Annotated in this window: 21 protein-coding genes; 14 read left to right on the top strand and 7 right to left on the bottom strand. The window is 74.2% G+C overall.

Features of this window, described 5'->3' with window-relative positions; all coding sequences use genetic code 11:
- Window positions 1-6 precede the first annotated feature (6 nt).
- Window positions 7-1,434 carry a sigma-54-dependent Fis family transcriptional regulator gene (locus tag ANAE109_RS21110; RefSeq protein WP_012098929.1) on the bottom strand — a complete coding sequence of 476 codons (1,428 nt, stop codon included), beginning with the start codon at window positions 1,432-1,434 and terminating at the stop codon, window positions 7-9.
- A gap of 281 nt (window positions 1,435-1,715) precedes the next feature.
- On the opposite strand from ANAE109_RS21110, the gene ANAE109_RS21105 reads away from it, so the two are divergent.
- Genes ANAE109_RS21105 through nrfD form a run of 6 tightly spaced genes read left to right on the top strand, consistent with a single transcriptional unit; the run spans window position 1,716 to window position 8,458 of the window.
- Window positions 1,716-2,972, top strand: coding sequence for an OmpP1/FadL family transporter (locus tag ANAE109_RS21105; protein ID WP_012098928.1), 1,257 nt, complete (start codon window positions 1,716-1,718; stop codon window positions 2,970-2,972).
- Window positions 2,973-3,018: 46 nt separating this feature from the next.
- Entirely contained in the window at window positions 3,019-5,253 is a 2,235-nt protein-coding gene (locus ANAE109_RS21100) for a molybdopterin-dependent oxidoreductase (protein WP_012098927.1), read from the top strand.
- Window positions 5,250-5,789, top strand: a complete 540-nt coding sequence (locus tag ANAE109_RS21095) for a 4Fe-4S dicluster domain-containing protein (protein ID WP_012098926.1) — start codon at window positions 5,250-5,252, stop codon at window positions 5,787-5,789. The genes ANAE109_RS21100 and ANAE109_RS21095 overlap by 4 nt, the downstream gene beginning before the upstream one ends.
- Window positions 5,790-5,797: 8 nt before the next feature.
- Window positions 5,798-6,307 (top strand): YeeE/YedE thiosulfate transporter family protein, encoded by a 510-nt coding sequence (locus ANAE109_RS21090; RefSeq protein WP_012098925.1) that lies wholly within the window; start codon window positions 5,798-5,800, stop codon window positions 6,305-6,307.
- A complete protein-coding gene (locus ANAE109_RS23795; RefSeq protein ID WP_012098924.1) occupies window positions 6,304-7,503 on the top strand; it encodes a YeeE/YedE thiosulfate transporter family protein in 1,200 nt (399 codons plus the stop codon). Before ANAE109_RS21090 ends, ANAE109_RS23795 begins: the two co-directional genes overlap by 4 nt.
- Window positions 7,504-7,522: 19 nt before the next feature.
- Window positions 7,523-8,458: an NrfD/PsrC family molybdoenzyme membrane anchor subunit gene (gene nrfD, locus ANAE109_RS21080; RefSeq protein WP_012098923.1), complete on the top strand. Its 936-nt coding sequence runs from the start codon at window positions 7,523-7,525 to the stop codon at window positions 8,456-8,458.
- Window positions 8,459-8,595: 137 nt separating this feature from the next.
- Here the strand turns inward: nrfD and ANAE109_RS21075 are convergent, their stop codons facing one another.
- From ANAE109_RS21075 to ANAE109_RS21055, 5 genes are read right to left on the bottom strand one after another with little or no spacing between them, the layout of a single operon-like run.
- Window positions 8,596-8,814, bottom strand: coding sequence for a hypothetical protein (locus ANAE109_RS21075; RefSeq protein WP_041448590.1), 219 nt, complete (start codon window positions 8,812-8,814; stop codon window positions 8,596-8,598).
- A 2-nt stretch (window positions 8,815-8,816) separates the two neighbouring features.
- A complete protein-coding gene (feoB, locus tag ANAE109_RS21070; protein ID WP_012098922.1) occupies window positions 8,817-11,033 on the bottom strand; it encodes a ferrous iron transport protein B in 2,217 nt (738 codons plus the stop codon).
- A complete protein-coding gene (locus tag ANAE109_RS21065; RefSeq protein WP_012098921.1) occupies window positions 11,030-11,263 on the bottom strand; it encodes a FeoA family protein in 234 nt (77 codons plus the stop codon). Before ANAE109_RS21065 ends, feoB begins: the two co-directional genes overlap by 4 nt.
- The gene (locus ANAE109_RS21060; protein WP_012098920.1) at window positions 11,260-11,487 is read right to left on the bottom strand and encodes a FeoA family protein; all 228 of its coding nucleotides are present in this window, start codon (window positions 11,485-11,487) and stop codon (window positions 11,260-11,262) included. The genes ANAE109_RS21065 and ANAE109_RS21060 overlap by 4 nt, the downstream gene beginning before the upstream one ends.
- A 17-nt stretch (window positions 11,488-11,504) precedes the next feature.
- Entirely contained in the window at window positions 11,505-12,356 is an 852-nt protein-coding gene (locus tag ANAE109_RS21055) for a hypothetical protein (RefSeq protein WP_012098919.1), read from the bottom strand.
- Between the two features lie 451 nt (window positions 12,357-12,807).
- Here ANAE109_RS21055 and ANAE109_RS21050 point away from each other — a divergent pair, with 451 nt between their 5' ends.
- Window positions 12,808-13,365 (top strand): methyltransferase domain-containing protein, encoded by a 558-nt coding sequence (locus tag ANAE109_RS21050; RefSeq protein WP_041449519.1) that lies wholly within the window; start codon window positions 12,808-12,810, stop codon window positions 13,363-13,365.
- 33 nt (window positions 13,366-13,398) lie between these two features.
- Here the strand turns inward: ANAE109_RS21050 and ANAE109_RS21045 are convergent, their stop codons facing one another.
- A complete protein-coding gene (locus ANAE109_RS21045; RefSeq protein ID WP_012098917.1) occupies window positions 13,399-15,756 on the bottom strand; it encodes a heavy metal translocating P-type ATPase in 2,358 nt (785 codons plus the stop codon).
- Between the two features lie 150 nt (window positions 15,757-15,906).
- On the opposite strand from ANAE109_RS21045, the gene ANAE109_RS21040 reads away from it, so the two are divergent.
- The 7 genes from ANAE109_RS21040 to ANAE109_RS21010 all read left to right on the top strand — a co-directional run bounded on the left by ANAE109_RS21040 (window position 15,907) and on the right by ANAE109_RS21010 (window position 25,972).
- Window positions 15,907-16,521 (top strand): RNA polymerase sigma factor, encoded by a 615-nt coding sequence (locus ANAE109_RS21040; RefSeq protein ID WP_012098916.1) that lies wholly within the window; start codon window positions 15,907-15,909, stop codon window positions 16,519-16,521.
- A 57-nt stretch (window positions 16,522-16,578) separates the two neighbouring features.
- A complete protein-coding gene (locus ANAE109_RS21035; protein WP_041448589.1) occupies window positions 16,579-16,971 on the top strand; it encodes a BlaI/MecI/CopY family transcriptional regulator in 393 nt (130 codons plus the stop codon).
- A complete protein-coding gene (locus ANAE109_RS23790) occupies window positions 16,968-17,942 on the top strand; it encodes a M56 family metallopeptidase (protein WP_012098914.1) in 975 nt (324 codons plus the stop codon). Before ANAE109_RS21035 ends, ANAE109_RS23790 begins: the two co-directional genes overlap by 4 nt.
- Before the next feature lie 35 nt (window positions 17,943-17,977).
- Window positions 17,978-19,222, top strand: coding sequence for a TolC family protein (locus ANAE109_RS21025; protein WP_012098913.1), 1,245 nt, complete (start codon window positions 17,978-17,980; stop codon window positions 19,220-19,222).
- Window positions 19,219-20,796, top strand: coding sequence for an efflux RND transporter periplasmic adaptor subunit (locus ANAE109_RS21020; RefSeq protein ID WP_012098912.1), 1,578 nt, complete (start codon window positions 19,219-19,221; stop codon window positions 20,794-20,796). Before ANAE109_RS21025 ends, ANAE109_RS21020 begins: the two co-directional genes overlap by 4 nt.
- A gap of 11 nt (window positions 20,797-20,807) precedes the next feature.
- Window positions 20,808-23,945, top strand: coding sequence for an efflux RND transporter permease subunit (locus ANAE109_RS21015; RefSeq protein WP_012098911.1), 3,138 nt, complete (start codon window positions 20,808-20,810; stop codon window positions 23,943-23,945).
- 302 nt (window positions 23,946-24,247) lie between these two features.
- A complete protein-coding gene (locus ANAE109_RS21010; protein ID WP_012098910.1) occupies window positions 24,248-25,972 on the top strand; it encodes an acyl-CoA carboxylase subunit beta in 1,725 nt (574 codons plus the stop codon).
- Window positions 25,973-26,000: the final 28 nt, after the last annotated feature.

The raw sequence follows: 26,000 nt of genomic DNA, 5'->3' as shown, positions 1-26,000 counted from the left end.
AGACCGTCAGCCCGCCGCCTGCGCGCCCTCCGCCGGCTCGAGCAGCCCGAGCGCCCGCATCCGCCGCCAGAGCGTGCTGCGCGACAGGCCCAGCGCCTTGGCGGTGTCCGCCCGGTTCCAGCGGTGCGCGTCGAGCGCCGCCTGCAGCGACGCGCGCTCGTCGTGCGGGCTCGCGCGGCGGGCGGCGGCGGCCGCGAGCTGGGCGGGGGTGGAGGAGCCCGCCGCGAGGGGCGCCGCGAGGGGCTCGCGGTGCGGCGCGCCGGCGACGATCTCCGGCGGGAGGTCCTCGGGCTGGAGCGTCTGCCCCTGGCACACCGTGGCGGCGTACTCGAGGGCGTTCTCGAGCTCGCGCACGTTGCCGGGCCAGTCGTAGGACAGGAGGACGCGGAGCGCGTCGGGCGAGAAGCGGAGCGCGCGCGCCGTTCGCGCGCCCACGCGCCCGAGGAGGACCCGCGCGATGGGCTCGATGTCCTCGCGCCGCGCCCGCAGCGGCGGGAGCTCCACCGGGAAGACGCGCAGGCGGTAGTAGAGGTCCTCGCGGAAGGTCCCGGCCGCGACGGCCCGGCGCAGATCGCGGTGCGTGGCGGCGATGATGCGCGCGCTGGTGCGCCGCTCGGCGTCGTCGCCGACGCGCTCGTAGGTGTGCTCCTGGAGGACGCGCAGCAGCTTCACCTGCACCGGCAAGGGCAGGTCGCCCACCTCGTCGAGGAAGAGCGTCCCGCCCTCGGCCGCCTCGAAGCGGCCGAGGCGGTCGCGGATGGCGCCCGTGAACGCGCCGCGCACGTGGCCGAAGAGCTCGCTCTCGAGCAGCTCGGCGGGCAGCGCCGCCGCGTTCACGGCGACGAACGGGCCGTTCCGGCGCGGCGAGTGCGCGTGGATGATGCGCGCCATCACCTCCTTGCCGGTCCCGCTCTCGCCGGTGACGAGCACGGTCGACTCGCTGTGCTGCAGGGTCTCGATGAGCCGGAACACCCGCGTCATCGCCTGCGAGCGGCACATGACGCCGAACCCGGCGACGGGCGCGCAGACGTCCGGGGACTCGTCGTCCGCGGGGCGGAGGACGACCAGGTAGGCGGCGGAGGGATCGCAGACGCCGTGAGGATCGTGCTCGAGGGGGGCGGCCGTGACCGAGAGCAGGCGCGGGCCGCGCTCGCACTGGAGGTAGGCGCGCCAGCCCTCCCGCCGCTCTCCCGCGAGGAGCGCCTGGCGGAGCGGCCCGTCCGTCCCGAACAGCTCCGTCCCGAGCACCGTCTCGACGGGCGCGCCCGCGATGCGCCCCGCGGCCCCCGCGCCGAGCAGCGACTCCATGCGCTCCGAGGCGTGGCGGATCCGGAACTGGGAGTCGAGCGCCATGCAGATGCGGCCGAGCGAGCCGAACGCGGCGTTCACGGCGGCGAAGGCGACGTCACGGGTGCTCTCGGGAGCGGCTTGCATCGGAACCTCCGGACCCGCCGTCCACCCTTCCACGGCCTCGGGGTGAGCGGCCCGGGTGCAGGCTCCCTCCATGACACAGCACGTTTCACGATGAAACGTGGCGTGTCGTCGCAGCTGAAACGCGTCGTCGCTCATCCGAGCCAACCCTTCGAATTTGCTGCCCACCCCGCGTGGGCACGCGGCGCGCAATCGCCGTCTGGGACGAGACATGCCACGGCGATGCCGCCTGGCGACCGACCGCGCCCCGGCACGTCCGGCGCGCCGAACGAAGGGAAGGGCCAATGACGACGAACAGGATCGCCTCGCTCCTCGCCGCGCTGTCGCTCCTCGCGCCGGCGGCGGCGCACGCCACGAACGGCATGCGGATGATCGGCTTCAGCCCGGTGCAGGACGCCATGGGCGGCGTGGGCGTCGGCGCGACGCTCGACGCGGCCTCGCTGCTCACGAACCCCGCCGGCATGGCCGACCTGGGCCGCCGCCTCGAGCTCGGCGGCTCCTACTTCAAGCCGTCGGTGAGCTACAGCGCCAGCGGGAGCGGGCCCATGCCCCAGATGTTCGTCGCGAACGACGGCGCGTCGCTGGACTCGGACCGCGGCGCCTCGCCGATCCCGCTCCTCGCCTACGTCCAGCCGGTGACGGACCGGCTCACCACCGGCATCGGCGTGTTCGGCGTCGCCGGCATGGGCGTCGACTACGGGATGAACCTCTACAACGGGCCGACGCTGACGTCGTACATGCAGGGCCGCTTCACGCCCGCCGCGGCGTATCGCGTGAGCGACCGGCTCAGCCTCGGCGTGACCGCGAACCTCATGGTCGCGCAGATGGAGTACGACGTGGCCTCCGGCGCCGGCCAGGCCGCGCATGACACCGCCACCTCGTTCGGAGCCGGCGCGACCTTCGGCGTGAAGTACTCTCCGGTGAAGCGCGTCTCCTTCGGCGCGGCGTACGAGACGCGCAGCTGGTTCCAGGACTTCTCCTTCACGGTGCCCGAGCGCCCGAACCCGATGACGGGCGGCACCAACCCTGCCGGCACCGACGAGCTCGCCTTCGACCAGCCGCAGAGCGCCACCCTCGGCGTGGCCGTGACGCCGGTGGACGCGCTGCTCCTCGCCGTCGACGTGCAGTGGATCGACTGGTCGAGCACGATGGGCGACGGGCTCCCCCAGTACTCCAGCGACCCGATGGCCACCGGGGCGATGCCGTTCGACATGGGCTGGAGCGACCAGTGGGTCGTGAAGGTCGGCACGCAGGTGATGGCGACCCCGAAGCTCGCGCTCCGCGCCGGCTACAACTACGGCAAGATGCCGCTCGATCCCGACCGGGCGTTCGAGAACATGGCGTTCCCGGCCGTCTCCGAGCACCACGTGACCGCCGGCGCCGGCTACGTCTTCAGCGATCGCCTCAGCGCGAACGTCGCCGGGGTCTACGCGCTGAACGCCAGCATCGAGGGCGCGAACCCCGCGGAGCAGGGCATCTCCTCCTACTCGACGGAGATGTCGCAGCTCGCGGTCGACGTCGCCCTCTGCTACCGCTTCTAGCCGCGCGCCGCCCCAGCGCCGCCGGACCTCACCGAAGGAGCGAGCGATGACCCTCACCCGCAGGAAGTTCATCCAGATCGGCGGCGCCGCCGCGGGCGGAGCGGCGCTCGCCTCCGGGCTCACCACGCGCTGGTGGGGCCTCGACGCCGACCGCGTCGAGGATCCCGGCACGGAGGGCGACCGCGTCGTCGCCTCGTACTGCGAGCTCTGCTTCTGGGGCTGCGGGGTGCAGGCCCACGTGAAGGACGGGCGGGTCACCAAGGTGGTCGGCAACCCCGACCACCCCCTCTCGCGCGGCATGCTCTGCCCGCGCGGCGCCGGCGCGACCGGCCTCCTCTACGATCCCGATCGCCTGAGGAGGCCGCTCGTCCGCACGCAGAAGCGCGGCGAGGACGTGTTCGAGGAGGTGAGCTGGGACGCGGCGCTGAACCGCGTCGGCGAGGGGCTCCTCGAGGTGAAGCGCCGTCACGGCCCGGAGGCGGTGGCGCTCTTCACGCACGGGTCGGGAGGCAGCTGGTTCAAGCAGTTCATGAAGGCGTGGGGCTCGCCCAACGTCGGCGCGCCCTCGTACGCGCAGTGCCGCGGGCCGCGCGAGGCGGGGTACCTCCTCACCTTCGGCACGCCGCTCGGCTCGCCCGAGCCCATCGACCTCGCCAACGCCCGGGTGATCACGCTCATCGGCAGCCACCTGGGCGAGAACATGCACAACACCCAGGTGCAGGAGCTGGCCGAGGCCATCGGGCGCGGCGCCCAGCTCGTGGTGGTCGATCCGCGCTTCTCGGTGGCGGCGAGCAAGGCGCGCTACTGGCTGCCCATCAAGCCGGGCACGGACATCGCGCTGCTCCTCGCCTGGATGAACGTGATGCTGGAGGAGAAGACGTACGACGCCGAGTACCTGGCGAAGCACGCCGTCGGGCTCGAGGAGCTCCGCGCGCACGTCGCCGACAAGACGCCGGAGTGGGCGTACCCCATCACCGGCATCCGCCCGGAGCTCATCCGCGACAGCGCGCGGCTCATCGCCTCGGCGCGCCCGGCGTCGCTCGTCCACCCGGGCCGCCACACCACGTGGTACGGCGACGACACGCAGCGCGCGCGGGCCATGGCGATCCTGGCGGCCCTGCTCGGCAGCTGGGGCCGGCGCGGCGGCTACGTGAGCCACGCGAAGCTGTCGCTCCCGCCGTACCCGACCGCGGCGGAGCCCCCGCACGGCGGGAAGGGGGCCGCCGACCGGCCGAAGAAGGGCGGCTTCCCCGTCGCGACCGAGGTCATCGCCTCGGGGCTCTGCGACGCGAGCGTGTCGGGCCAGGCGCTCTACGACCTCAAGGCGTGGATCGTCTACGGCTGCAACCTGCTCCAGGCGCTGCCGGACCGGCGCCAGACGGTGAAGGCGCTCGAGGGGCTGGACTTCGTCGTCTCCATCGACGTGCTGCCCGCGGAGATCTGCGGCTGGAGCGACGTGGTGCTCCCCGAGGCGACCTACCTGGAGCGCGACGACGACGTCGCCGCGCCCGCCTACAAGCGGCCGTTCCTGGCGCTGCGCCAGGAGGCGGTGCCGCCGCTCCACGACTCGAAGCCCGGGTGGTGGATCGCGAAGGAGCTCGCCGGCCGCGTCGGGCTCGCCGAGCACTTCCCGTGGAAGGACGCGCGCGAGTACGTGGACGCGCGCCTGCGGGCGGGCGGCCACGACGTCGCGCGCGCCCGGGAGACCGGCGTCATCCTCGGCCGGGAGGTCGCCACCTGCGAGGAGGAGGGGCTGGCGGTCACGGTGGACACCGACTCGGGGAAGATCCACCTCCGCAGCGAGGAGCTCGCGAAGCTGGGCTTCGACCCGCTCCCGCAGTACTACCCGCACGAGGAGCCGCCGCCCGGCCAGTTCCGGCTGCTCATGGGACGCGCCCCCACGCACACCTTCGGCCGCACGGTGAACAACCGGCTCCTCGCCGAGCCGTACCCGGAGAACGAGGTGTGGGTGAACGCGGACGCGGCGCGGGCGCTGCCCGGGCTCGACGGACCGCTCGAGGACGGCGCGCGCGTGTTCCTGGTGAACCAGGACGGCGCGCGCGCGGGGCCGGTGCGGGCGAAGGTGACCCAGCGGATCCGCGGGGACTGCGTGTACCTCGTCCACGGCTGGGGGCAGACGGCGCGCCGGCTCCGCTACGCGTACGGCCGCGGCGCCTCCGACACCGAGCTCGTCACCCGCTACGCGGTGGATCCGATCATGGGCGGCACGGGCATGAGCGTGAACTTCGTGCGCATCGAGCGCGCCGAGAGGGCGGCATGAGGAAGCGCTACGCCATGGCGGTCGACACCGCGCGCTGCGTCGGCTGCAACGCCTGCGTCATCGCCTGCAAGACGGAGAACGCGCTGCCGAGCGGAGGGTTCCGCGACTGGATCGCGCAGGAGACGCGCGGCACGTTCCCCGCGCTCACGCTGGAGATCCGCTCGGAGCGCTGCAACCAGTGCAGCCACCCCTCCTGCGTCAGCGCCTGCCCGACCGGCGCGAGCCACGTCGCCGACGGCGGGGTGGTGGGGGTGGCGCGGGCGAAGTGCACCGGCTGCAAGGCGTGCATCGCCTCCTGCCCGTACGGCGCGCGCTACGTCCACCCCGAGGGCCACGTGGACAAGTGCACCTTCTGCCTGCACCGCGTCCGCGAGGGGAAGCCGCCCGCGTGCGTCGAGACCTGCCCCACGCGCGCGCTCACCTTCGGCGACCTCTCCGATCCCGCGAGCCGCGTGGCGCAGCTCACGCGCTCCCGGCGCGTGAAGGTGCTCCAGCCCGGGTCGGGCAACGAGCCGAACGTCTTCTTCCTCGTGTAGGAGCCTGCATGGAACGGAACCCCGACAAGTTCTGGAACCCGTACCTCGCCGGCGTCGCGCTCGGGCTCGTGCTCTTCACCTCGTTCCTGGTGATGGGCAGCGGGCTCGGCGCCTCGGGCGCGTCGCTCCGCGCCGGCATCGCGGCGATCGGCCTCTTCGCGCCGGACCACGTCGCGAGCACGCCGCCGCTCGCGCGCGCCGCGGCGAGCGGCCACGTCACCTGGCTCGTCTTCGAGATCCTCGGCGCGCTGCTCGGCGGGGTGGTCGCCGCGTACACCTCCGGCCGGCTCGGCGCCGAGGTGCTGCGCGGCCCGCGCATCGGCAAGGGGGCGCGCCTCGCGCTCGCCCTCGCGGGCGGGGTGCTCATGGGCGCCGCGGCCAAGATGACGCGCGGCTGCACCTCGGGCCAGGCGCTCTCGGGCGGCGCGCTCCTCTCGGTGGGCGCCTGGGCCTTCATGTTCTCGGTGTTCGGCGGCGGCTACGCGCTCGCCTGGTTCCTGAGGAGGCAGTGGCGATGACCTTCCCCGTCCTCCCGGCGCACGAGCTCGGGCTCGTGCTCGCCGTCCTCATCGGCTTCGGGTTCGGGTTCGTGCTCGAGCGCGCCGGCTTCGGGCGGGCCAACAAGCTCGCCGCCCAGTTCTACGGGCACGACATGACCGTCTTCAAGGTCATGTTCAGCGCGATCGTGACGGCGATGCTCGGGGTCGTGCTCGCCTCCGCGCTCGGGCTCGCCGACTTCCGCGCGCTCGCCGATCACGCGACGAGCGGCACCTTCCTCGTGCCGATGATCGCGGGCGGCTTCCTGCTCGGCGCCGGCTTCATCGTCTCGGGCTACTGCCCCGGCACGTCGTTCGTGGCGATGGCCTCCGGCAAGGTGGACGGGCTCATGACCGTGCTCGGCGTCATCGTCGGGCAGGTGATCTGGGCCGAGCTGGAGTGGCGGCCCGGCTTCGCGGCCTTCCACAACGCCGGCGCCCTCGGCAACTTCTACCTCTGGGAGCTGTTCCACCTGCCGGCGAGCTCCGGCCCGTACGTGGTCGCGCTCGGCGTCACCGCCATGGCCGTCGGCTGCTTCGTGGGCGCGGAGAAGCTCGAGCGCGTCCTGTCCGGCCGCACCGATCCGCACGCGGTGCCGACGCCGGCCGGGCGGGCCGGCCGCTTCGTCTTCGCGGGCCTCGCCGCCGCGGCGGCCGTGGGCCTCGTCGGCCTCGCGACGCCCACGGGGGCGCGAGAGGTGGGCCGCGAGGCGACGGCCGTCGCGCCGCTCGCCCTCGCGCGCCGCGTGTTCGACGAGCCGTGGAAGCTCCGCATCCTCGATCTGCGCTCGCTCGAGGCCTGCTCGGCGAAGCGGATCCCCGGCGCCGAGTGCGTGCCCGCCGAGAAGCTCGGCGAGCTCGGCCTCGCCGAGGCCCCGGCCGCGCGCGATCTCGTGCTCGTCGCCGACGCCCCCCTCGCCGCGACGCCGCCGGCCGCGGCGGCGTACGCCGGCCGCGTGTACGTGCTCGAGGGCGGGTGGGCGGCGTGGCAGCAGCTCGCGCTCGTTCCCACGGCCCCGCCCGCCCCCGGGGCGCCGGCGGCGGAGCTCGAGGCGTACCGCCTCCGCGCCGGGATCCACGCGGCGATGACCGGCATGAAGTCCGCGCCTCCGCCCCCCACGCCCACCGTCGCCGCGCCGGGCGGGCGCAAGGCCGGCGGCGGCGGCTGCAGCGGGTAGCCACGAACGGGAGACCACCATGACCGAGCTCGATCTCGCGCGGCACAGCCGGCTCATCGATCCGCAGCTTCACGTCTGGGGCTGGGAGATCCCCGTCTACCTGTTCCTCGGCGGCATGGCCGCGGGGCTCATGATCGTCACCTCGCTCCTCGCGCTCAGGCGGGAGGAGCGCTCCGGCGCCGCGCGCTGGCTCGCCTTCGCCGCGCCGGTGCTCGTGTCGATCGGGATGGGGGCGCTCTTCCTCGACCTCGCCCACAAGGCGCACGTGTGGCGCTTCTACCTCGCGTTCCGCTGGACCTCGCCCATGTCGTGGGGCGCCTGGATCCTCGTGCTCGTCTACCCGGTGAGCCTGCTCGTCGCGCTCGCCGGGCTCGGCGAGGCGCAGGCGGAGCGCGTCGTGGCGCTCGCCGGCCGGGTTCGCCTCGGCGGCCTGGTCCGCGCCGCGGGCGCCGTCGGGCGGCGCCACGCCCCGGCGCTGCTCCAGGCCAACCTGTGGATGGGCGTCGCGCTCGGCGTGTACACCGGCATCCTGCTCTCCACCCTCGGTGCGCGCGCCCTCTGGAGCTCCTCGCTCCTCGGGCCGCTGTTCCTCGTGTCCGGCCTCTCCACCGGCGCGGCCTTCCTGCTCCTCTTCGGCCTCGACGCCGAGGAGCGCGAGCTCGTGACCCGCTGGGATCGGGCGGCCATCGCGGTCGAGGCGGCGCTGCTCGTCCTCTTCCTCGTCGGGCTCTCGACGAGCGGTGCGACCGGGCAGGCCGCCGCCGGGCTCGTGCTCGGCGGGGCCTTCACGGCCGAGTTCTGGAGCCTCGTCGTCATCGCCGGGCTCGCCGTGCCGCTCCTGCTCGAGACGCTCGAGGCGCGGCTGCACCTCGGCGCCACCCGGGTCGCGCCCGCGCTGGTGCTCGCGGGCGGGCTGGCGCTGCGCTGGATCCTGGTCGCCGCTGGCCAGGCCTGAGCCATGGTTCGCGATCCGAGATCAGCTTCGCTGTCTCGAATCGCGCCAGGGTTCAGGCATGATCTGACGGGGGGCTGCGCCCCTCGCGTTGCTCGGGGCTCACGCGCCGTCCCGTACAGCGCTCTCGTTGGCGCGGATCACGGTCGGTGACAGGCCGGCGGCGGGTTCCCCTGCTCGCCGCCGGCCCGCGGTTGCGAGCCGAGCCGCACGAGCGGGGCGGGGGCAGGCGCGCGCGCGCCGCAGCCACCGGAGCTGCAGCCGTGGCAGGGGCCCTTCCCCTTGAAGAGCGAGCGGTACAGCAGGAAGGCTGCGCCCGCGAGCACGAGCGCGGCGATGACGGCGTCGGCGAGCCCCACCGTCAGGCCCCCAGGCCGAGCAGCCGGCCGCCCTGGTAGATGAGCAGCGCCATGCCCCAGGCGAGCGCGGTCTGGTAGGCGAACGCCACCCCGAACCACTTCCAGCCGCCGAACTCCTGCCGCATGGCGATGGCGACCACCACGCACGGCATGTAGAGCAGCACGAACACCATGAAGCCGAGGGCGGTGAGCGGCGTGAACCCGGTGCGGACCGCGGCCTTGAGCGGGGAGGGCGCCTCGTCGGCGTCCTCGATCGAGATCGCCGTCACGCCGAGCGTCGACACCACGTTGCCGAGCGACTGGCGCGCCGCCTCGAAGAACGAGACGCCGATCTCGCGCACGTCCTCGCCGAGCGTGGGCTGCGCCTCCTCCGCGGCGGCGGGCTCCGGCGCGTAGATCTCGGCCATGGTCCCCACGACGATCTCCTTCGCGATGACGCCGGTGATGAGGGAGGAGGCCGCCTCCCAGGTCCCGAACCCGAGCGGCGCGAGCGCGGGCGCCATCACCTGGCCGGCCTTGCCGAGGTACGAGTCCTTCTTGTCCGCCACGCCCCAGGGCAGGTTCAGCATGAACCAGACGATGACCGAGACCGCGAGGATGTAGGTGCCGGCCTTGTAGAGGAAGTGCTTCCCCTTCTCCCAGGTGTGCAGGCACACGCTGCGCATCGACGGCATGCGGTAGGGCGGCAGCTCCATGATGAAGGCGGGCGCCTCGCCGCGGAACAGCGTCCTCTTGAAGACCACGCCCATGGCGATGGCGAGCACGATGCCGATGACGTAGAGCGACCAGATCACCGTGCCCGGCCGATCCGGGAAGAACACGCCGACGAAGAGCACGTACACCGGGAGGCGCGCGCCGCAGGACATGAGCGGGATGAGGAGCGCCGTGAGGATCCGGTCGCGCCCGCTCTCCAGGGTGCGGGTGGCGTAGACGCCCGGGACGTTGCAGCCGAAGCCGAGCACCATGGGGATGAACGACTTGCCGTGCAGCCCCATGGCGTGCATCGCCTTGTCCATCACGAAGGCGGCGCGGGCCATGTAGCCCGACCCCTCCAGGAAGGTGATGAAGAACATCATCGCGAAGATGACGGGGACGAAGACGAGGACGAAGCCGACCCCGGCGATGATGCCGTCGTTGACGAGCGACACCGTCCAGTCGGGCGCGCCCACCGTGCCGAGGAGCGCGGCCGCCCAGCGCTTGAACGGGCCGTTCGCCATCGCGTCGATCCAGTCGCCGAAGGGCGCGGAGAGATCGAAGGTGAGCTTGAAGACGAGCCACATCGCGGCGAGGAAGATGGGGATGCCGAGGAAGCGGTTCAGGACGATCCTGTCGATCCGCTCGGTGAGCTCGGTGCGCTGCAGCCGCGGCTTCTCCAGCACCTCGCGGGTGAGCCCGGCGGCGAGCCCGTAGCGCGCCTCGGCGAGGATCGCCTCGACGTCGTCGCCGTGCGCGGTGACGAGGTGCTCGAGCGGCGCCGTCACGAGCGCGGGCCGGTCGAGGCCCGTCTCCTCCAGCACCCGCGCGTCGCCCTCGATGAGCTTCAGCGCGAGCCAGCGCGCCGGGAAGCGCTCCGCGAGCGCCGGGTGGCGCTCCGCGAGCGCGCGGGCGACCGCGGCGGCGGCGCCGTCGAGGTCGGGGCCGTACGAGAGGGGGACGAGGGTGCGCACCTGGCGGCGATCCGCGGTGGACACCACCGTCCCGAGCAGCTCCGCGAGCCCCGTCTTCTTCGTCGCCGAGGTCGGGACGACGCGCAGGCCGAGGCGCGCCTCCAGCCCGCGCACGTCGATGCGGTAGCCCTTCGCCTCCGCCTCGTCGTAGATGTTGAGCGCCATCACCACCGGGATGCCGAGCTCCAGGAGCTGCACCGTGAGGTACAGGTTCCGCTCCAGGTTGGTGGCGTCCACCACGTTGACGATCACGTCGGGGCGCTCGTGCGCGAGGTAGTCGCGCGCGACGATCTCCTCCTGCGAGTAGGGGGAGAGGGAGTAGGTGCCGGGCAGGTCGACGAGCCGGATGCGGCGCCCGCCGTGCTCCAGCGAGGCCTCCTTCTTCTCGACGGTCACCCCCGGCCAGTTGCCGACGTGCAGGCGGCTGCCGGCGATGGCGTTGATGAGCGTGGACTTGCCGGAGTTCGGGTTGCCCGCCACCGCCACGGTGAGGGGCCGCGCCGCGTCGGGGGGCGCCGAGGGCGCCGCGGTGAGCTTGGGCGCGGCGGTCACGGCGTCACCTCCACCGCGATCCCCTCCGCCTCGTTCTTGCGAAGCGAGAGGTGATAGCTGCGGATCCGCACCTCGATGGGATCGCCGAGCGGCGCCACCTTCTCCACCCGCACCTCCGCGCCGGGCAGCAGGCCCATGTCCATGAGCCGCCGCTTCATGGGCCCGATGGCCCCGATCGCCGTGATGCGCCCCGTCTCGCCGGGGGCGAGCTTCGCCAGGTTCGTGCTCATGACCTCGTGACCTTGATCTTCATGGCGACGCCGCGATCGATCGCGATGCGCGACTCGTCGACCTTCACCAGCACCGGGCCGGCGCCGTTGGACAGCATCTGCACGCGCTTGCCGACGCGGAGGCCCATGTCCTCCGCCCGCGACGCGCAGCTCCCCGGGGCGGCCGCGGCCACCCCCACGATCTCTCCGGCCTCTCCCTCGCCCAGCAGTCCGAGCGGCATCATGGCGGCGCGCTCCCTGCCTAGAAGGCGACCTTGAACGCGGCGAGCGCGGTGGTGTCCTGCCCGACGTCGCGTCCCCAGACCGCCTGCTGGACCCCGACCAGCAGCCGGGTGCCGCTCCGCGCGGTCATGTTCAGGCCCGCGGTGAGCGCGAGCCGCTGCTGGGTGGTGACGTCGCGCGCCGCCTCGTAGTTCACCTCGGCGATGGGCTGGAACCAGGGGACGACGGCGTAGCCGAACGCGACGTTCGCGCTGGCGCCGCCCACGAGGTCGCCGGCGCCTCCGCCCATGGGCACCGTGACGGCGAGCTCCGCGTTGGCGGTCTTGCGGCCCCAGTCCTTGGAGGCGACGAGGGCGTTGCGCAGGCTCCAGTAGCCCTGCGTCAGGCCGAGGGCGTCCTCCGCCTCCTCGAGCCCCGTGGGGGCGACGACGGTGGTCGCGAGGGTCAGGTCGAGGGCGCGCTCGACGTCGGCGAGGAAGCGCCAGCGCGTCCCGAGCACGAGGTCGGTGGCGCCGGCGCCGCGCGCGGGGCCGGTCGGGTCGGAGCGGTCGACGGTGTTCGCGAACCCGCTGCCCACCTTCACGTCGAGGTGCTCGTTCACGCCGTAGAAGAAGGCCAGCGAGGACGCGTGGGTGTGGCCGTCGGCGGAGCGGTCGAAGCCGCCGGATCCCCGGTTGGCGAACTTCGGGCTGTAGGCGGTCTCGACCTCGACCGCGCCGGCGCCGACGGGCGTCGCCTCCTCGGTGGCCATCTTGCCGTGGTCGGGGCCTGCGGGAGGGACGATCGGGCCGTCGTCCAGCTCGGAGGCGCGCGCGGCGGGGGAGAGGAGGACTACGGCGGCGAACGCCAGGGCGCGAAGGCGATTGCTCATGTGCACTGCTCCTGCGGGACTGGTGGGGGCGGCAAACTTCTACGAGCGGCGAACTTGCGAGTCGTTCTCAACTTCGAACCGGACGATACTCGGTCTCAACGCGAGCATTCCACGGACCGAGAGTGCGTTCTGCTTGATCGCGGTCAAGACGGGACGGCCCGTCGCCCAGTGTTCGTGCGCGAGATCAATAAAAGCGCTGGAAGAGGCGCAAGTCGGGAGGTCCTGCCGCCGCCCCCGCTCCCCTCGCGGCGCGGCGCCGTGCCGCAGCCGATCCGAGCGGGTCGCCGGATCACCGTCCGTGATCGGCGCCAGCGCTGCGACGGGGTCTCGGACCAGCGCGCCTCCACGAGCCGCACGCGCCGCAGCCGTTGCGGGGTCGCACCCAGCGACACCTGGGGCACCCCCAGGATCTCGCTTCCCTGGTCCGTGGCGCCGGGAGATGCGCAGCGGCATGGCCCATCGCGTCTGCCCCTGGTGGCTCGGTTATCTGCTGGTGAGCCCGCTGCGGCGGCTCGTCCAGAACCCGACGACGCTGCTCGGGCCTCACGTGGCCGAGGGCATGACCGTGCTCGAGCCCGGCCCGGGCATGGGCTTCTTCACGCTGGACCTCGCGCGGCTCGTCGGCCCTGGCGGCCGGGTCGTCGCCGTCGAGCTCCAGCCCAGGATGGCGGAGGCGCTCCGCCGCCGCGCGCGCCGGGCCGGGGTCGCCGAGCGCATCGAGGTGCGGCTCGCCGAGCGGGAGTCGCTCGGCGCGACGGATCTCGCCGGCAAGGTCGACGTGGTCGTCGCCTTCGCGGTGGTGCACGAGCTGCCGAGCCCGGCGCGCTTCTTCGCGGAGGCCGCCGCCGCGCTGAAGCCTGGAGGCAGGCTCCTCCTCGCCGAGCCCAGCGGCCACGTCTCCGGGAGCGACTTCGAGGGCGAGCTCGAGGTGGCGGCCGGCGCCGGGCTCGTCCTGGCCGCCCGGCCGGAGGTGTGGCGCAGCCGCTCGGCGGTGCTGGTGAGGCGCTGAACCGGCCGCCGCGCGACGCGCGCCCCGGCGGAGCTAGAGCCGGACGCGCCGGAGCCGCAGGGCGTTGGCGATCACCGACGCGGACGAGAAGCTCATCGCCGCGCTCGCGAGCATCGGGCTCAGCAGGAGCCCGAAGATCGGGTAGAGCGCGCCCGCGGCGACCGGCACGCCCACGGCGTTGTAGACGAAGGCGAAGAACAGGTTCTGGCGGATGTTCGCGATGGTGGCGCGCGAGAGGCGGCGCGCGCGGACGAGGCCGCGCAGGTCTCCCTTCACGAGCGTCACGCCGGCGCTCTCCATGGCGACGTCGGTCCCGGTGCCCATCGCGATCCCGACGTCCGCCTCGGCGAGCGCGGGGGCGTCGTTGACGCCGTCGCCTGCCATCGCGACGACGGCGCCCGCGGCGCGGAGCCGGCGCACCACCTCGGCCTTCTGCTCCGGGACGACGTCCGCCTCGACCTCGGAGACGCCCAGCCGCCGCGCGACCGCCTCCGCGGTGGCGCGGCCGTCGCCCGTCAGCATCACGAGGCGCAGCCCCTCGGCGCGCAGCGCCGCGAGCGCCTCCGGCGTGGTCGGCTTCACCGGGTCGGCGACGGCGACGAGCCCCGCCGCCTCGCCGTCCATCGCCACGAACAGCACCGTGTGCCCCTCCTCGCGCAGCGCCGCGGCGCGCGCGGCGAGCGGGCCCGCGTCGATGCCCCGCGCGGCCAGCAGCGCCGCGTTGCCGAGCGCGACGCGCGCGCCGTCCACGAGGCCCGTCACGCCCTGGCCGGTCGCCGAGGCGAAGTCGCGGACGGGCGAGAGGGAGAGGCCGCGCTCCCCGGCGGCGCCCACGATGGCGGCCGCGAGCGGGTGCTCGCTGCCGCGCTCCACGCTGGCGGCGAGGCGGAGCAGGGCTCCGGCGTCGACGCCGCGGGCGGGCTCGAGGGCGGCCAGGCGCGGCTTGCCTTCGGTGAGCGTGCCGGTCTTGTCCAGCACGAGCGTGTCCACCCGGGCGAGCACCTCGAGCGCGGCGGCGTCGCGCACGAGCACGCCGGCGAGCGCGCCGCGCCCGGTGCCGACCATGATCGACATGGGCGTCGCGAGCCCGAGCGCGCAGGGGCACGCGATGATGAGCACGGCGACGGCGTTCACGAGGGCGTGGGCGAGCCGCGGCTCCGGTCCGGCGAGGCCCCAGGCGAGCGCGGTGAGGACCGCGACGGCCACGACGAGCGGCACGAACCAGGCCGAGACGCGGTCGGCGAGCCGCTGGATGGGCGCGCGGCTCCGCTGCGCCTCCGCCACGCGCTGGACGATGCGGGCGAGGAGGGTGTCGCGCCCCACGTGCTCGGCGCGCAGGACGAGCGTGCCCGTCCCGTTGAGCGTCCCGCCCGTCACCTTCGCCCCCGGACCCTTCTCGACCGGGATGGGCTCCCCGGTGACCATCGCCTCGTCCACCGCGCTCCGTCCCTCGACGACGGCGCCGTCCACCGGGACCTTCTCGCCGGGGCGGACGCGCAGGCGATCGCCCACCGCGACGCGGTCGAGCGTGACGTCCTCCTCTCGCCCGTCGGCCCCGACGCGCCGGGCGGTGGCGGGCGCGAGCCCGAGGAGCGCCCGGATGGCGCCGGACGTGGCGTGGCGGGCGCGCAGCTCGAGCACCTGGCCGAGGAGCACGAGGGCGGTGATCGCCGCCGCCGCCTCGAAGTAGAGGTGCACGCGGCCGTCGTGGCCGGCGAAGCCGTCCGGGAGCGCGCCGGGGAAGATCGTCCCCACCGCGCTGAAGCCGAAGGCGGCGAGGGTCCCGAGGGCGATGAGGGTGAACATGTTGAGGTGGCGGTTCACCACCGACGCCCAGCCGCGGGCGAGGAGCGGCCCGCCGGCCCACAGCACCACCGGCGCCGCCAGGGCGAGCTGGAGCCAGGCGTTCCAGCGGGGTGGCACGATCCGGCCGAGCGGATCGCCGGGGAGCGTGCCGGACATCGCGAGGGCGACGACCGCGAGCGCGAGCGGCACGCTCGCCCAGAGCCGCCGCGTCATGGAGACGAGCTCCGGGTCCGGTCCCTGCTCGAGGGACGGCGTGCGGGGCTCGAGCGCCATCCCGCAGCGCGGGCAGTCCCCCGGCGCGTCCCGCACGACCTCGGGGTGCATCGGGCAGACGTACTCGGCGCCGGGAGCAGGGGGAGGCACCGGCCGGAGCGCGGGTTCGCGCTCGGTGAACGCTGCCGGGTCGTCGCGAAAGCGGGCGAGGCACCGCGGGCTGCAGAAGTGATGGGTGCGCCCCGCGTGCTCGGCGCTGCCGCCCCTGGGGGCGGCGGGGTCGACCCACATGCCGCACACCGGGTCGCGCACGCGCTCGGCGCCTCCCTCCGCGGCGGGGTGGACGTGGACGGGCTGCTCGGTCGCTCGCATTCCTGCTCCTTTCGCGACGCTAACGAAGCAGCGAGCGAACCCTTACACCTCGGCGCGGCACGCCTCGCCGGGCGGGCGGTTTGCGGGAGCGCGCGACGGCCATTACCAGATCGGGACTCCGGCGGCCCTGGCCGGACGAGGAGGCCCGCGGTGCAGCCGAAGGAGACCGAGCCCCGGCTCGACGAGGTGGAGGACCGCGCCCTGGCGGAGCGCGCCGAGCGCGTCCTCCTCGCCCACCGCCCCCGCTTCCTCGCCTCGCTCGCGCGCCGCGCCGGCGATCGCGAGCAGGCGGAGGACGTCCTGCAGGCCGCCTACGCCCGCGCGATCGAGAAGGGCGTCCCGGACGACGAGGACGAGGGGATCGTGGCCTGGTTCCATGGGGTGCTGCGCAACGCCTGGATCGACGAGGTGCGGCGGCGCGGCGCCGAGCGACGGGCCCTCGAGCGGCACGGGCGCGAGTCGGGCGACGCGCTCGACGTCGAGCTCGAGGACGCGATCTGCGCCTGCGTGGGTGAGCTCGTCTCGACGCTCAGGCCCGAGTACGGCGAGATCCTCCGGGCGGTCGACCTGGACGGGCGCTCGGTCGCCGACGTCGCCCGTGCGTCCGGGATCACGCCCAACAACGCCGGCGTCCGGCTGCACCGCGCCCGCCGGGCGCTGCGGCGTCAGCTCGTGCGCTCCTGCGGTGCCTGCGCCGAGCACGGCTGCCTCGACTGCGGCTGCCACGGCGCGCGGCCCCGCGTCGCGCTCGCGCCGCGGGCCTGAGGCGGGAAACACCGATTGACGACCGGTATTCGGCCGTGGGACAGATCGGCGGCACGCATGACGAGGCCTCCCCTCCCAAGGCTCGGTGAGCTCGAGACCGCCGTCCTGGAGCACGTCTGGGCGGCCGGGTCGTGCGACGTGAAGGCCGTCCACCGGACGCTCGGGTCCCGCCGCGGGATCACGCTCAACACCGTCCAGTCCACCATGGAGCGGCTGTTCCGCAAGGGGCTGCTCGCGCGCGAGAAGGTGAGCCACGCCTACGTCTACTCGCCGTGCCACAGCCGCGAGGAGCTGGGCGCGCGCGTGGTGGAGGAGGTCGTCTCCCGGCTCCTGCAGGGCGAGGCGGTGCCGGTGCTCGAGGCGTTCGTCGACCTCGCCGAGCGGACGGACGCGGCGAACCTCGATCGGCTCGAGCGGCTCATCGCCGACAGGAAGAAGGCTCGGCGATGACGGGCCTGCTGCGGCTCGCGGCCCTGAACGGCGTCGCGCTCCTCGGGTTCGGCGTCCTCGTCGCGGCCGCGGCCGCGCTCGCGCAGCGCATCGTCGCCACCCGGACCCGTGCGCTCCCGCCCCCCTTCCGGTCGCGCGTGCTCCTCGCGTGGGCCGCCGCCCCCGCGACCGCGGCGACGGCGCTCCTCGCGCTCGCGCTGTGGCCGTCGCTCGGCGCGGTGCTCGGGCTGGCCGTCGATCACTGCCCTGCGCACGCCGGGCACGTCCACCTCTGCCTCCACCACCTGCCGGCGCGCGGGCCCTGGCTCGCCGGGGCCTTGGGCCTCGGCGGCTTCGCCGCGGTCGCGGGCGCGGCGCTCGTGCGCGCGCTCCGCACGGCCGCGCTCGCCGCCCGCCTCGCCGGCGCGGCCTCGCTCGAGCTCCCTTCTGGCGCCGGCGTCGTCGAGTCCCGGCGCGCCTTCGCGCTCACCGCGGGCTGGTTCCGCCCGCGCGTCCTCGTGTCGACGGCCCTCCTCGAGCGGCTGAGCCCGGCGCAGGTCGAGATCGTGGTCGCCCATGAGCGGGCGCACGCCGAGCGGCGCGACGCGCTGGCGGTCACGATCGCCCGGGTCCTCTCGCTCGCGCACCTTCCGTCCGTGCGCCGCCAGGTCCTCTTCGACCTCGCCCTCGCCTGCGAGCAGGCGTGCGACGAGGCCGCCGCACGCGCGTGCGGGGATCGCGTCCTCGTGGCAGAGACGATCCTGGCGGCGGAGCGCGCGGCCGGGTCCTCCCACCCGCTCGCCGCGCCGGGGCTCGCCTTCGGCGGCGCCGAGGTGGGGAGCCGGGTGGAGTCGTTGCTCGGGGCGCCCGTGGACGGCGCGGCGCCGCGTTACCTACCGTGGATCCTGCTCGCCGCGGCCGCCGCGCTCGCCGGCGCCGCGCCTCACGTCCATCACTGGACGGAGACGCTCCTCGACCATCTTCCCCACTGAACGGCGGAGCGCGCTCGCGCCCGAGGTGATCTCCCGTGCCCGAAAAGCCGACCGTCGCTCGGTTCTTCCTCGTCGCCGTGATCGCGCTCGCCTCCCGGGCGGCCGCCGACGGGGCTCCGTCCCCGCTGGACGAGCAGGACGCCGTGCGCCGCGCCCTCTCGCGCCCGGCTCTCGTGGAGGAGCTCGGCGCCCGCGTCGACCTGGCCCGCGCCGACGAGATCGCCGCGCGCCGCTGGCCGAACCCAGAAGCGACGTGGTCCCACGAGGAGGTTCGCCCCGACGGCCCGGCCGCGCGGGAGGACGTGGCGGTGCTGTCTCAGCGCTTCGACCTCTCCGGCCGCCGCGGGCTCCGCGGCGACGCGGCGGCGCGCCGCGTGGAGGCCGCGGGCGCCGAGGCGGCGCTCCTCCGGCTCGACGTGGAGGCCGAGGCGCGGCGGGCGTTCGCGCACGCGCTCGCGTCCGAGCGACGGGTGGGCATCCTGAGGGCGGCCGTGGAGCGGCTCGAGGGGGTCGCGGCCGCCGTGGGGCGCAGGGCGGCGAGCGGCGACGTGGCCGGCTACGACCGCCGCCGCGTCGAGCGCGAGCGGCTGACCGCGCTCGGGCGGCTCGACGTCGAGGAGGGCGCGCTCGCCCGCGCCCGCGCCCGGCTCGCGGCGCTGATCGGGGCGACCGATCCGTCGGCGCTCGCCTTGACCGGCGACCTCGCGCCGACCTCGCCGCCCCCGCTCGCGACGCTCGCCGAGCGGCTCCCCTCGCGCCCGGATCTGAGGGCCCTCGCGCTCGAGGCGCGAGCGGGCGAGCTCGAGGCCCGCGCCGCGGGGCGATGGCTCATCCCGGAGGTGGAGCTCGGCGGCGGGGTGAAGACCGTCGAGGCCGGCGCCGGGCGCGACTCGGGGTTCGCCGCCGCGATCACCGTTCCCATCCCGCTGTTCGCGCGGGGGCAGGACGAGCGGCTGCGCGGCGACGCCCGTGCCCGCGCGGCGCGCGGGCGGCTCTCCCTCGCCCTCGACGCCGCCCGCGCGGACGTCGCCGGGCTCCACGCCGAGGCGACCCGGCTCGCCGGGGCGGCCGGCCGCTACCGCGAGAGCGGCGCCGCCGATTCCGCGGCGCTGCTGCGCATCGCCGAGGCCGCGTATCGCGGCGGGGAGGTCGGCGTGCTCGAGCTCATCGACGGCTACCGCGCCGCGCTCGACGCCGACCTCTCGCTCGTGGAGCTGGAGTGGGCCGCTCGCCGCGCCCGCATCGATCTCGACCGCACCTCCGGAGGAGCTCCCCGATGACGCGCACCCTGCTCGCGCTCGCCCTGCTCGGCGCCCTCGCCTCCTGCCGCGAGCGCCCGGGCGGCGGCGACGACCACGATCACGCCCCCCGAGCCGCCGGCCACGGGGACCACGCGCCGGCGGAGCGGCCCGGCAGGTCGATCACGCACTTCGGCGAGCGCACGGAGCTGTTCGTCGAGTTCCCCGTGCTGGTGCGCGGCGAGGAGTCGCGCTTCGCGGCGCACCTGAACGATCTCGAGCGCTTCAGGCCGCTCGAGAAGGGACGCGTCGAGGTGGTCCTCTCCGGCGGCGGCGCGCCCGACGAGCGCTTCGCGGCGACGGATCCCAGCCCGGCGGGGATCTTCCGGCCCGTGGTGAAGCCCGCCCACGCCGCGAAGAGGCGCCTCGCCCTCACGGTCGAGGGCGCGGGGGTCACCGACCGGCACGACCTCGGCGAGGTCCAGGTGTTCGTCACCGTCGCCGAGGCGGCCGGGGCCGGAGAGGAGGAGGAGGCCCCCGGCCTCGTCCCGTACCTGAAGGAGCAGCAGTGGCGCACGGAGTTCGCCACGGCGCCCGCGGCCGAGGCGGAGCTGCGTCCGTCCGTCCTCGCCAACGGCACGCTCCGCGCGCGCCCGGACGGCGAGTCTCGGATCGCCGCGCCCGTCGCCGGGCGGCTCGTCGCCGCGGGCGGGGGCTTCCCGTTCGTGGGGCGCCAGGTGCGCGCGGGAGAGGTGCTGGCCGCGCTCGCTCCCAGGGTCGGCGGGGACGCCGATCCCGCCTCGCTCGAGCTGGCGGTCACGCAGGCGCGGCTCGACCTCGAGCTCGCCCGGAAGGACCTGGCGCGGCTCGAGGAGCTCGCCTCCGCCGAGGCGGTGCCCGAGCGGCGCGTCCAGGACGCGCGGCGCGCCGTCGCGGAGGGCGAGGCCCGGCTCGCGGCAGGGCAGGCGCGCAAGGCGCGCTTCGAGGGCTCCGCCGGCGGCGGCGCGGGCCGGATCATGCTCCGCTCCACGATCGCGGGGACGGTCGCCCTGATCGGCGCCTCGCCCGGCACGCTCGTCGAGGAGGGCCGCGAGGTCATCCACGTCGTGGATCTCGATCGTCTCTGGCTGGAGGTGCAGATCCCCGAGGCCGACGTGGGGAGGATCGGGAAGCCGACCGGCGCGTGGTTCGAGGTCGAGGGGTTCGCGGCGCCGTTCGAGGTGGCGCCGGAGCGCGGCGGGCGCGTGATCGGCTTCGGCGGCGTGATCGACCCGCAGACCAGGACGGCGCCGCTCGTGCTCGAGCTGCCGAACGCGGGACGCGACCTGCGCGTCGGGATGTTCGCGCGCGTCCACGTCCTCACCGGTCCCCCCGTGAAGGCGGTCGCCGTCCCCGCGAGCGCCGTCGTGGACGACGGCAGCGAGCAGGTCGTCTTCGTGGAGGTCTCGGGCGAGCGGTTCGAGCGCCGCCCGGTCCGCCTCGGGCTGCGGGACGGCGAGCGCGTGCAGGTGCTCGCCGGCGTGCAGCCCGGCGAGCGCGTCGTCTCGCGCGGCGCCTACCAGGTCCGGCTGGCCGCGTCCTCCGGCGCCATCCCGCAGCACGGGCACGTGCACTGAGAGGCCGCACGATGATCGACGCCGTCATCCGCTGGTCCCTCACGCACCGGCTGGTCGTCCTGCTCGGGGCGGGCATCCTCCTCGCCTGGGGGTCCGTCGTCGCGGTCCGGATGCCGGTGGACGTTTTCCCGGATCTCACCGCCCCGACCGTCACCGTGATCGCCGAGGCGCACGGGATGGCCCCCCAGGAGGCGGAGAGCCAGATCGCCTTCCCCATCGAGACGGCGCTGAACGGCGCGCCCGGAGTGCGCCGCGTGCGATCGGCGAGCGGCATCGGGATCGCCATCGTCTGGGCCGAGTTCGAGTGGGGGACGGACATCTACCAGGCGCGCCAGGTCGTCGCGGAGAAGCTCCAGCTCGCGCAGTCGGCGCTGCCCCCCGGGGCCGACGCGCCGGTGCTCGCGCCGGTCTCGTCGATCATGGGCGAGATCCTGTTCATCGCGCTCACCTCCGAGCGCCACACGCCGATGGATCTGAAGACGACGGCCGACTGGACCATCCGCCGCCGCCTGCTCGCCGTGCCCGGCGTCTCCCAGGTGGTCCCGACCGGCGGCGACACCAAGCAGTACCAGGTGGTGCTCCGGCCGGACCGGCTGTCGGCGTACGGGCTGACGGCCGACGAGGTCGTGCGCGCCCTCCGCGCCACGAACGAGAACGCCTCCGCCGGCTTCTACCTGGAGGGCGGGCAGCAGTTCCTCATCCACGGCGTCGGGCGCGTGCGGACCCCCGCCGATCTCGGCGAGACCGTGGTGGCGGTGCGCGGGACGGAGCCCGTGCTGGTGCGCCAGCTCGGCGAGGTGCGGCTCGGCCCCGCCATGAAGCTCGGCGAGGGCTCCCACGACGGCAGGCAGGCCGTCGTGCTCGGCATCCAGAAGCAGCCGGGCGCGAACACGCTCGAGCTCACGAAGCGGCTCGACGCGGAGCTCGACGCGATCCAGCAGACCCTCCCCGAGGGGATGGAGATCGACCGCCACATCTTCCGGCAGGCCGACTTCATCGAGATCGCGATCGGCAACGTGGTCGGCGCGCTGCGCGACGGCGCGCTCCTCGTCGTCGCCATCGTCTTCCTCTTCCTCGCGAGCGCCCGCGCGACCGGCATCACGGTGCTCGCCATCCCGCTGTCGCTCGTGACCGCCATCCTGGCCATGCGGGCGCTCGGCGCGAGCATCAACACCATGACGCTCGGCGGGATGGCGATCGCCGTGGGCGCCCTCGTCGACGACGCCATCATCGACGTCGAGAACGTGGTCCGCCGCCTGCGGGAGGACCGCGGCCGGGGCGGGCAGCTCCACTACCTGGGCATCGTCTTCGAGGCGAGCCGCGAGATCCGCGGGTCCATCGTGTACGCGACGCTCATCATCGTCCTGGTGTTCCTGCCGCTGTTCTTCCTCTCGGGGGTGGAGGGCCGGCTGCTGCAGCCGCTCGGGTTCGCGTACGTCGTCTCGCTCGCCGCCTCGCTGCTCGTGGCCCTCACGGTGACGCCCGCCCTGTGCCTCACGGTCCTCCCGAACGCGCGCGCGGTGCGCGAGAGCCGGGAGGGGAGGCTCGTCCACTGGCTGAAGGCGCGCTACGAGCCGCTCCTCGGGCGCGTCCTCCCGCGCTGGCGGCTCGCCGCGGCGGCCGGGATGGGCCTCCTCGCGGCGGCGGCCCTGGCGCTCGCGCTCGCCGGGCGCGCCTTCCTCCCCGAGTTCAACGAGGGCACGCTGACGCTCTCGGCCGTCACCCTGCCGGGCACCTCGCTCGAGGAGTCGAACCGCCTCGGCGGCATGGTCGAGCAGCTGCTCTTGAAGCACCCCGAGGTCGTCGCCACGGCCCGGCGCACCGGGCGCGCGGAGCTCGACGAGCACGCGCAGGACGTGAACTCCGCCGAGATCGACGTCGGGCTGCGGATGAAGGACCGCTCGAAGGAGGAGCTCCTCGCCGCCCTCCGGCGGGACTTCGCGGGGATCCCCGGCTTGAACGTCACGATCGGGCAGCCCATCTCGCACCGCATCGACCACATGCTGTCGGGCACCCGCGCCAACGTCGCCGTGAAGATCTTCGGCGACGATCTCGTGGAGCTGCGCCGGCTCGGCGAGCAGGTCCGCGGCGCCATGTCCACCGTCCCCGGCGTCGTCGACCTGTCCCTCGAGCAGCAACCCGACATCCCGCTCCTCACGGTCCGCTTCGACCGCGCCGCGATCGCGCGGCACGGGCTGCGGATCCGGGACGTGGCGGAGTCGATCGAGACCGCGTTCCAGGGGACCACCGTCTCCCGCGTGCTGGAGGGGCAGGCGAGCTTCGACGTGGTGGTGCGCTACGACCGCTCGGCGCTCTCGGACCTGGAGGCGATCCGCGCGACCCTCGTCGCCACCCCGTCCGGCGCCCGCGTCCCGCTCCACGCCCTCGCCGAGATCCGCAAGGACCGCGGCCCGAGCATGGTGACGCGCGAGAACGTCCAGCGGAAGGTGGTCGTCATGTGCAACGTCGCGGGGCGCGACCTCGGGAGCGTCGTCCACGACCTCCGCGCCGGGATCGAGGCGTCGGTGGAGATGCCCCGCGGCTACCACGTCGAGTACGGCGGCCAGCTCGAGAGCGCCGAGGAGGCGGTGCGCACGCTGGTCCTCCTGGGCGTCGCCGTGATCGCCGGGATCTTCCTGCTCCTCTACCTGGCGCTCCGGTCGGGCCGCGACTCCGCGCTCGTGATGGTGAACCTGCCGCTGGCGCTCGCGGGAGGCGCCGCGGGCGTCTACCTCTCGGGCGGCGTCCTGTCGGTCGCGTCCATCATCGGGTTCATCACGCTCTTCGGCATCGCCACCCGGAACGGCCTCATGCTCGTGTCGCACGTCCAGCACCTCGTCGAGCAGGAGGGCGTCACGGACGCCGAGACCGCCGTTCGCCGCGGCGCGCTCGAGCGGCTCTCGCCCATCCTCATGACGGCCCTCGCGACCGGGCTCGGCCTCGTGCCGCTCGCGCTCGCCGGCGGACAGCCCGGCAGCGAGATCGAGACGCCCATGGCGGTCGTCATCCTGTGCGGCCTCGTCACCTCCACGGCGCTCAACATGCTGGTCGTGCCCGCGCTCTACCTGCGCTTCGGGTCGGTGCGACGCACGCTGATGGCCACGGCCGAGGGGCGGGCGCGGGAACCGCGCGGGGACGGCGCGAGCTGATCGGAGCCGCGCAGCGGCGCGCGCCGGAACGGCGGTAGGCGAGCGGCCAGGGCCTCGCCGTGCCGGACCTGCGGCCACGCCGCGCCGCCGATGCCGCGCTGCGGCAATCCGCCCGCACCGGTCCACGACGGGCACGCAAATCGGGACGCAAAACCTGCGAGACCCCTTGCCCGCGCCTGCGCGCCTTTGTGACAATCCCGCACTTCCCGACGCTGCCTCGAGTGCGGCTCGCCCGCGGGCGACCGGATCGATCAGCACGCTTTACAACGGACTTCATCCCCGTCGTTCAGAGGACCGAGCCCATGGCAACGAAGGCGATCAAACCGATCCTGACCAACCCGCTCGATCCCGTCGAGAAGGTGGAGTTCAACATCCCGGGCGAGATCGCCCGCGAGACCGGCGGCTACGAGGAGGCGATGAAGGAGGGGCACGACCTCATCCAGCGCCCCATCCGCTCGGTCAGCATCGAGCAGATCGAGAAGCAGCACGCGAAGAGGCGCATGACGGTGTGGGAGCGGATCCGGGTCCTCTCGGACAGGGAGCCGATGGTCCTCTACCAGAACTGGGGCAAGAACCTCGACGGCGCCTCCCTCGTCACGGCGGTGCTGAACATCAACGGGCGCGACGTGGCGGTCTACGGCCACGACTTCACGGTCCGCGCGGGCTCGATCGACGCCACCAACGGCTCGAAGCTCGCGCGCCTGTTCCGCCTCGCCGGCGAGAAGGGCATCCCCCTCATCGGCATGAACGACAGCGCCGGCGCCTACGTGCCGGCCGGGGTCGGCGGCCTCGACGGCTACGCCGAGGCGTTCACGGCGCTCCGCAAGATCAGCGGCGTCGTCCCCTCGATCATGTGCATGTTCGGCTTCAACGCCGGGGGCGGCTCCTACCTGCCGCGCCAGGGCAGCTTCGTGATCCAGCCGGCCGACACCTTCTTCGGCCTCACCGGCCCGGGCGTGGTGAAGTCGGTGCTCGGGGAGGACATCTCGCCCGAGGACCTCGGCGGGCCGAAGGTCCACGGCGCCTCCGGCGTGGCGGATCTGACCGTCGCGGACGAGCTCGCCGCGCTGCGCCAGGCGGTGCGGCTCCTCGGCTACCTCCCGGACAACAACGGCGTGGCGGCGCCGGTCCAGCGGACGAGCGATCCCCTCGATCGCAAGACCTGGGAGATCAACACGCTGCTCAAGAAGGCGTTCAACTCGCCGACGGGCTTCAACACCCCGTTCGACGTGTCGATCATCATCCAGCAGGTCTGCGACTACGGCGACTACTTCGAGATCCAGCCGGAGCGCGCGCGGGAGGTGATCACCGCGTTCGGTCGGCTCGACGGCAACGTGGTGGGCTTCGTCGCGAACAACAGCGCGGTCGCCTCGGGCCAGATCGACTGCGACTCGGCGGTGAAGATCGCGAGGTTCGTGCGCTTCTGCAACATCTACAACATCCCCATCATCTTCATGGAGGACACGACCGGCTTCCTCCCGGGCCGCGAGCAGGAGGCGCGCGGCATCGTGCAGGCCGGCCGCTCCATGCTCGACGCGATCGTCGACGTGCGCACGCCGCGCATCCTGCTCATCCTGCGCAACGCGTTCGGCGGCGCCTACGCGTCCTACAACAACTACCCGACCGGCGCGGACCTCGTGCTCGCGCTGCCCACCACGCGCCTCGCGGTGATGGGGCCCGCCGGCAAGGAGTTCGTCTACAAGGACGAGCTGCGCAAGGTGCGCGGCGCGGCGGCGGACATGGTGAAGAAGGGGATCGAGCAGCGCACCGCCGCCGGGATGGAGGGCCCCGCCGCCAAGAAGGACGCGGAGAAGGAGGCGGGCGAGTGGCTGAAGCAGCAGGAGGCCGCGCTCAACCGGCGCTACGAGAAGGAGCTCATGAACCCGAAGGAAGGGCTCGCGCTCGGCTCCATCTCCTCGCTCGTGATGCCCACCGACCTGCGCAAGGCGCTCGGCGAGAACATGAGCTTCCTGCTGCGGCACTACAAGCCGTCCCCGATGTCGGGCCCGCAGCGCGAGTTCCACTAGGCCCCAGCGGATCGACGAGATCTGGAAT

The organism is Anaeromyxobacter sp. Fw109-5 (genome assembly GCF_000017505.1).
Lineage (GTDB): Bacteria > Myxococcota > Myxococcia > Myxococcales > Anaeromyxobacteraceae > Anaeromyxobacter.
This window is presented reverse-complemented; position numbering and strand designations above follow the sequence as displayed.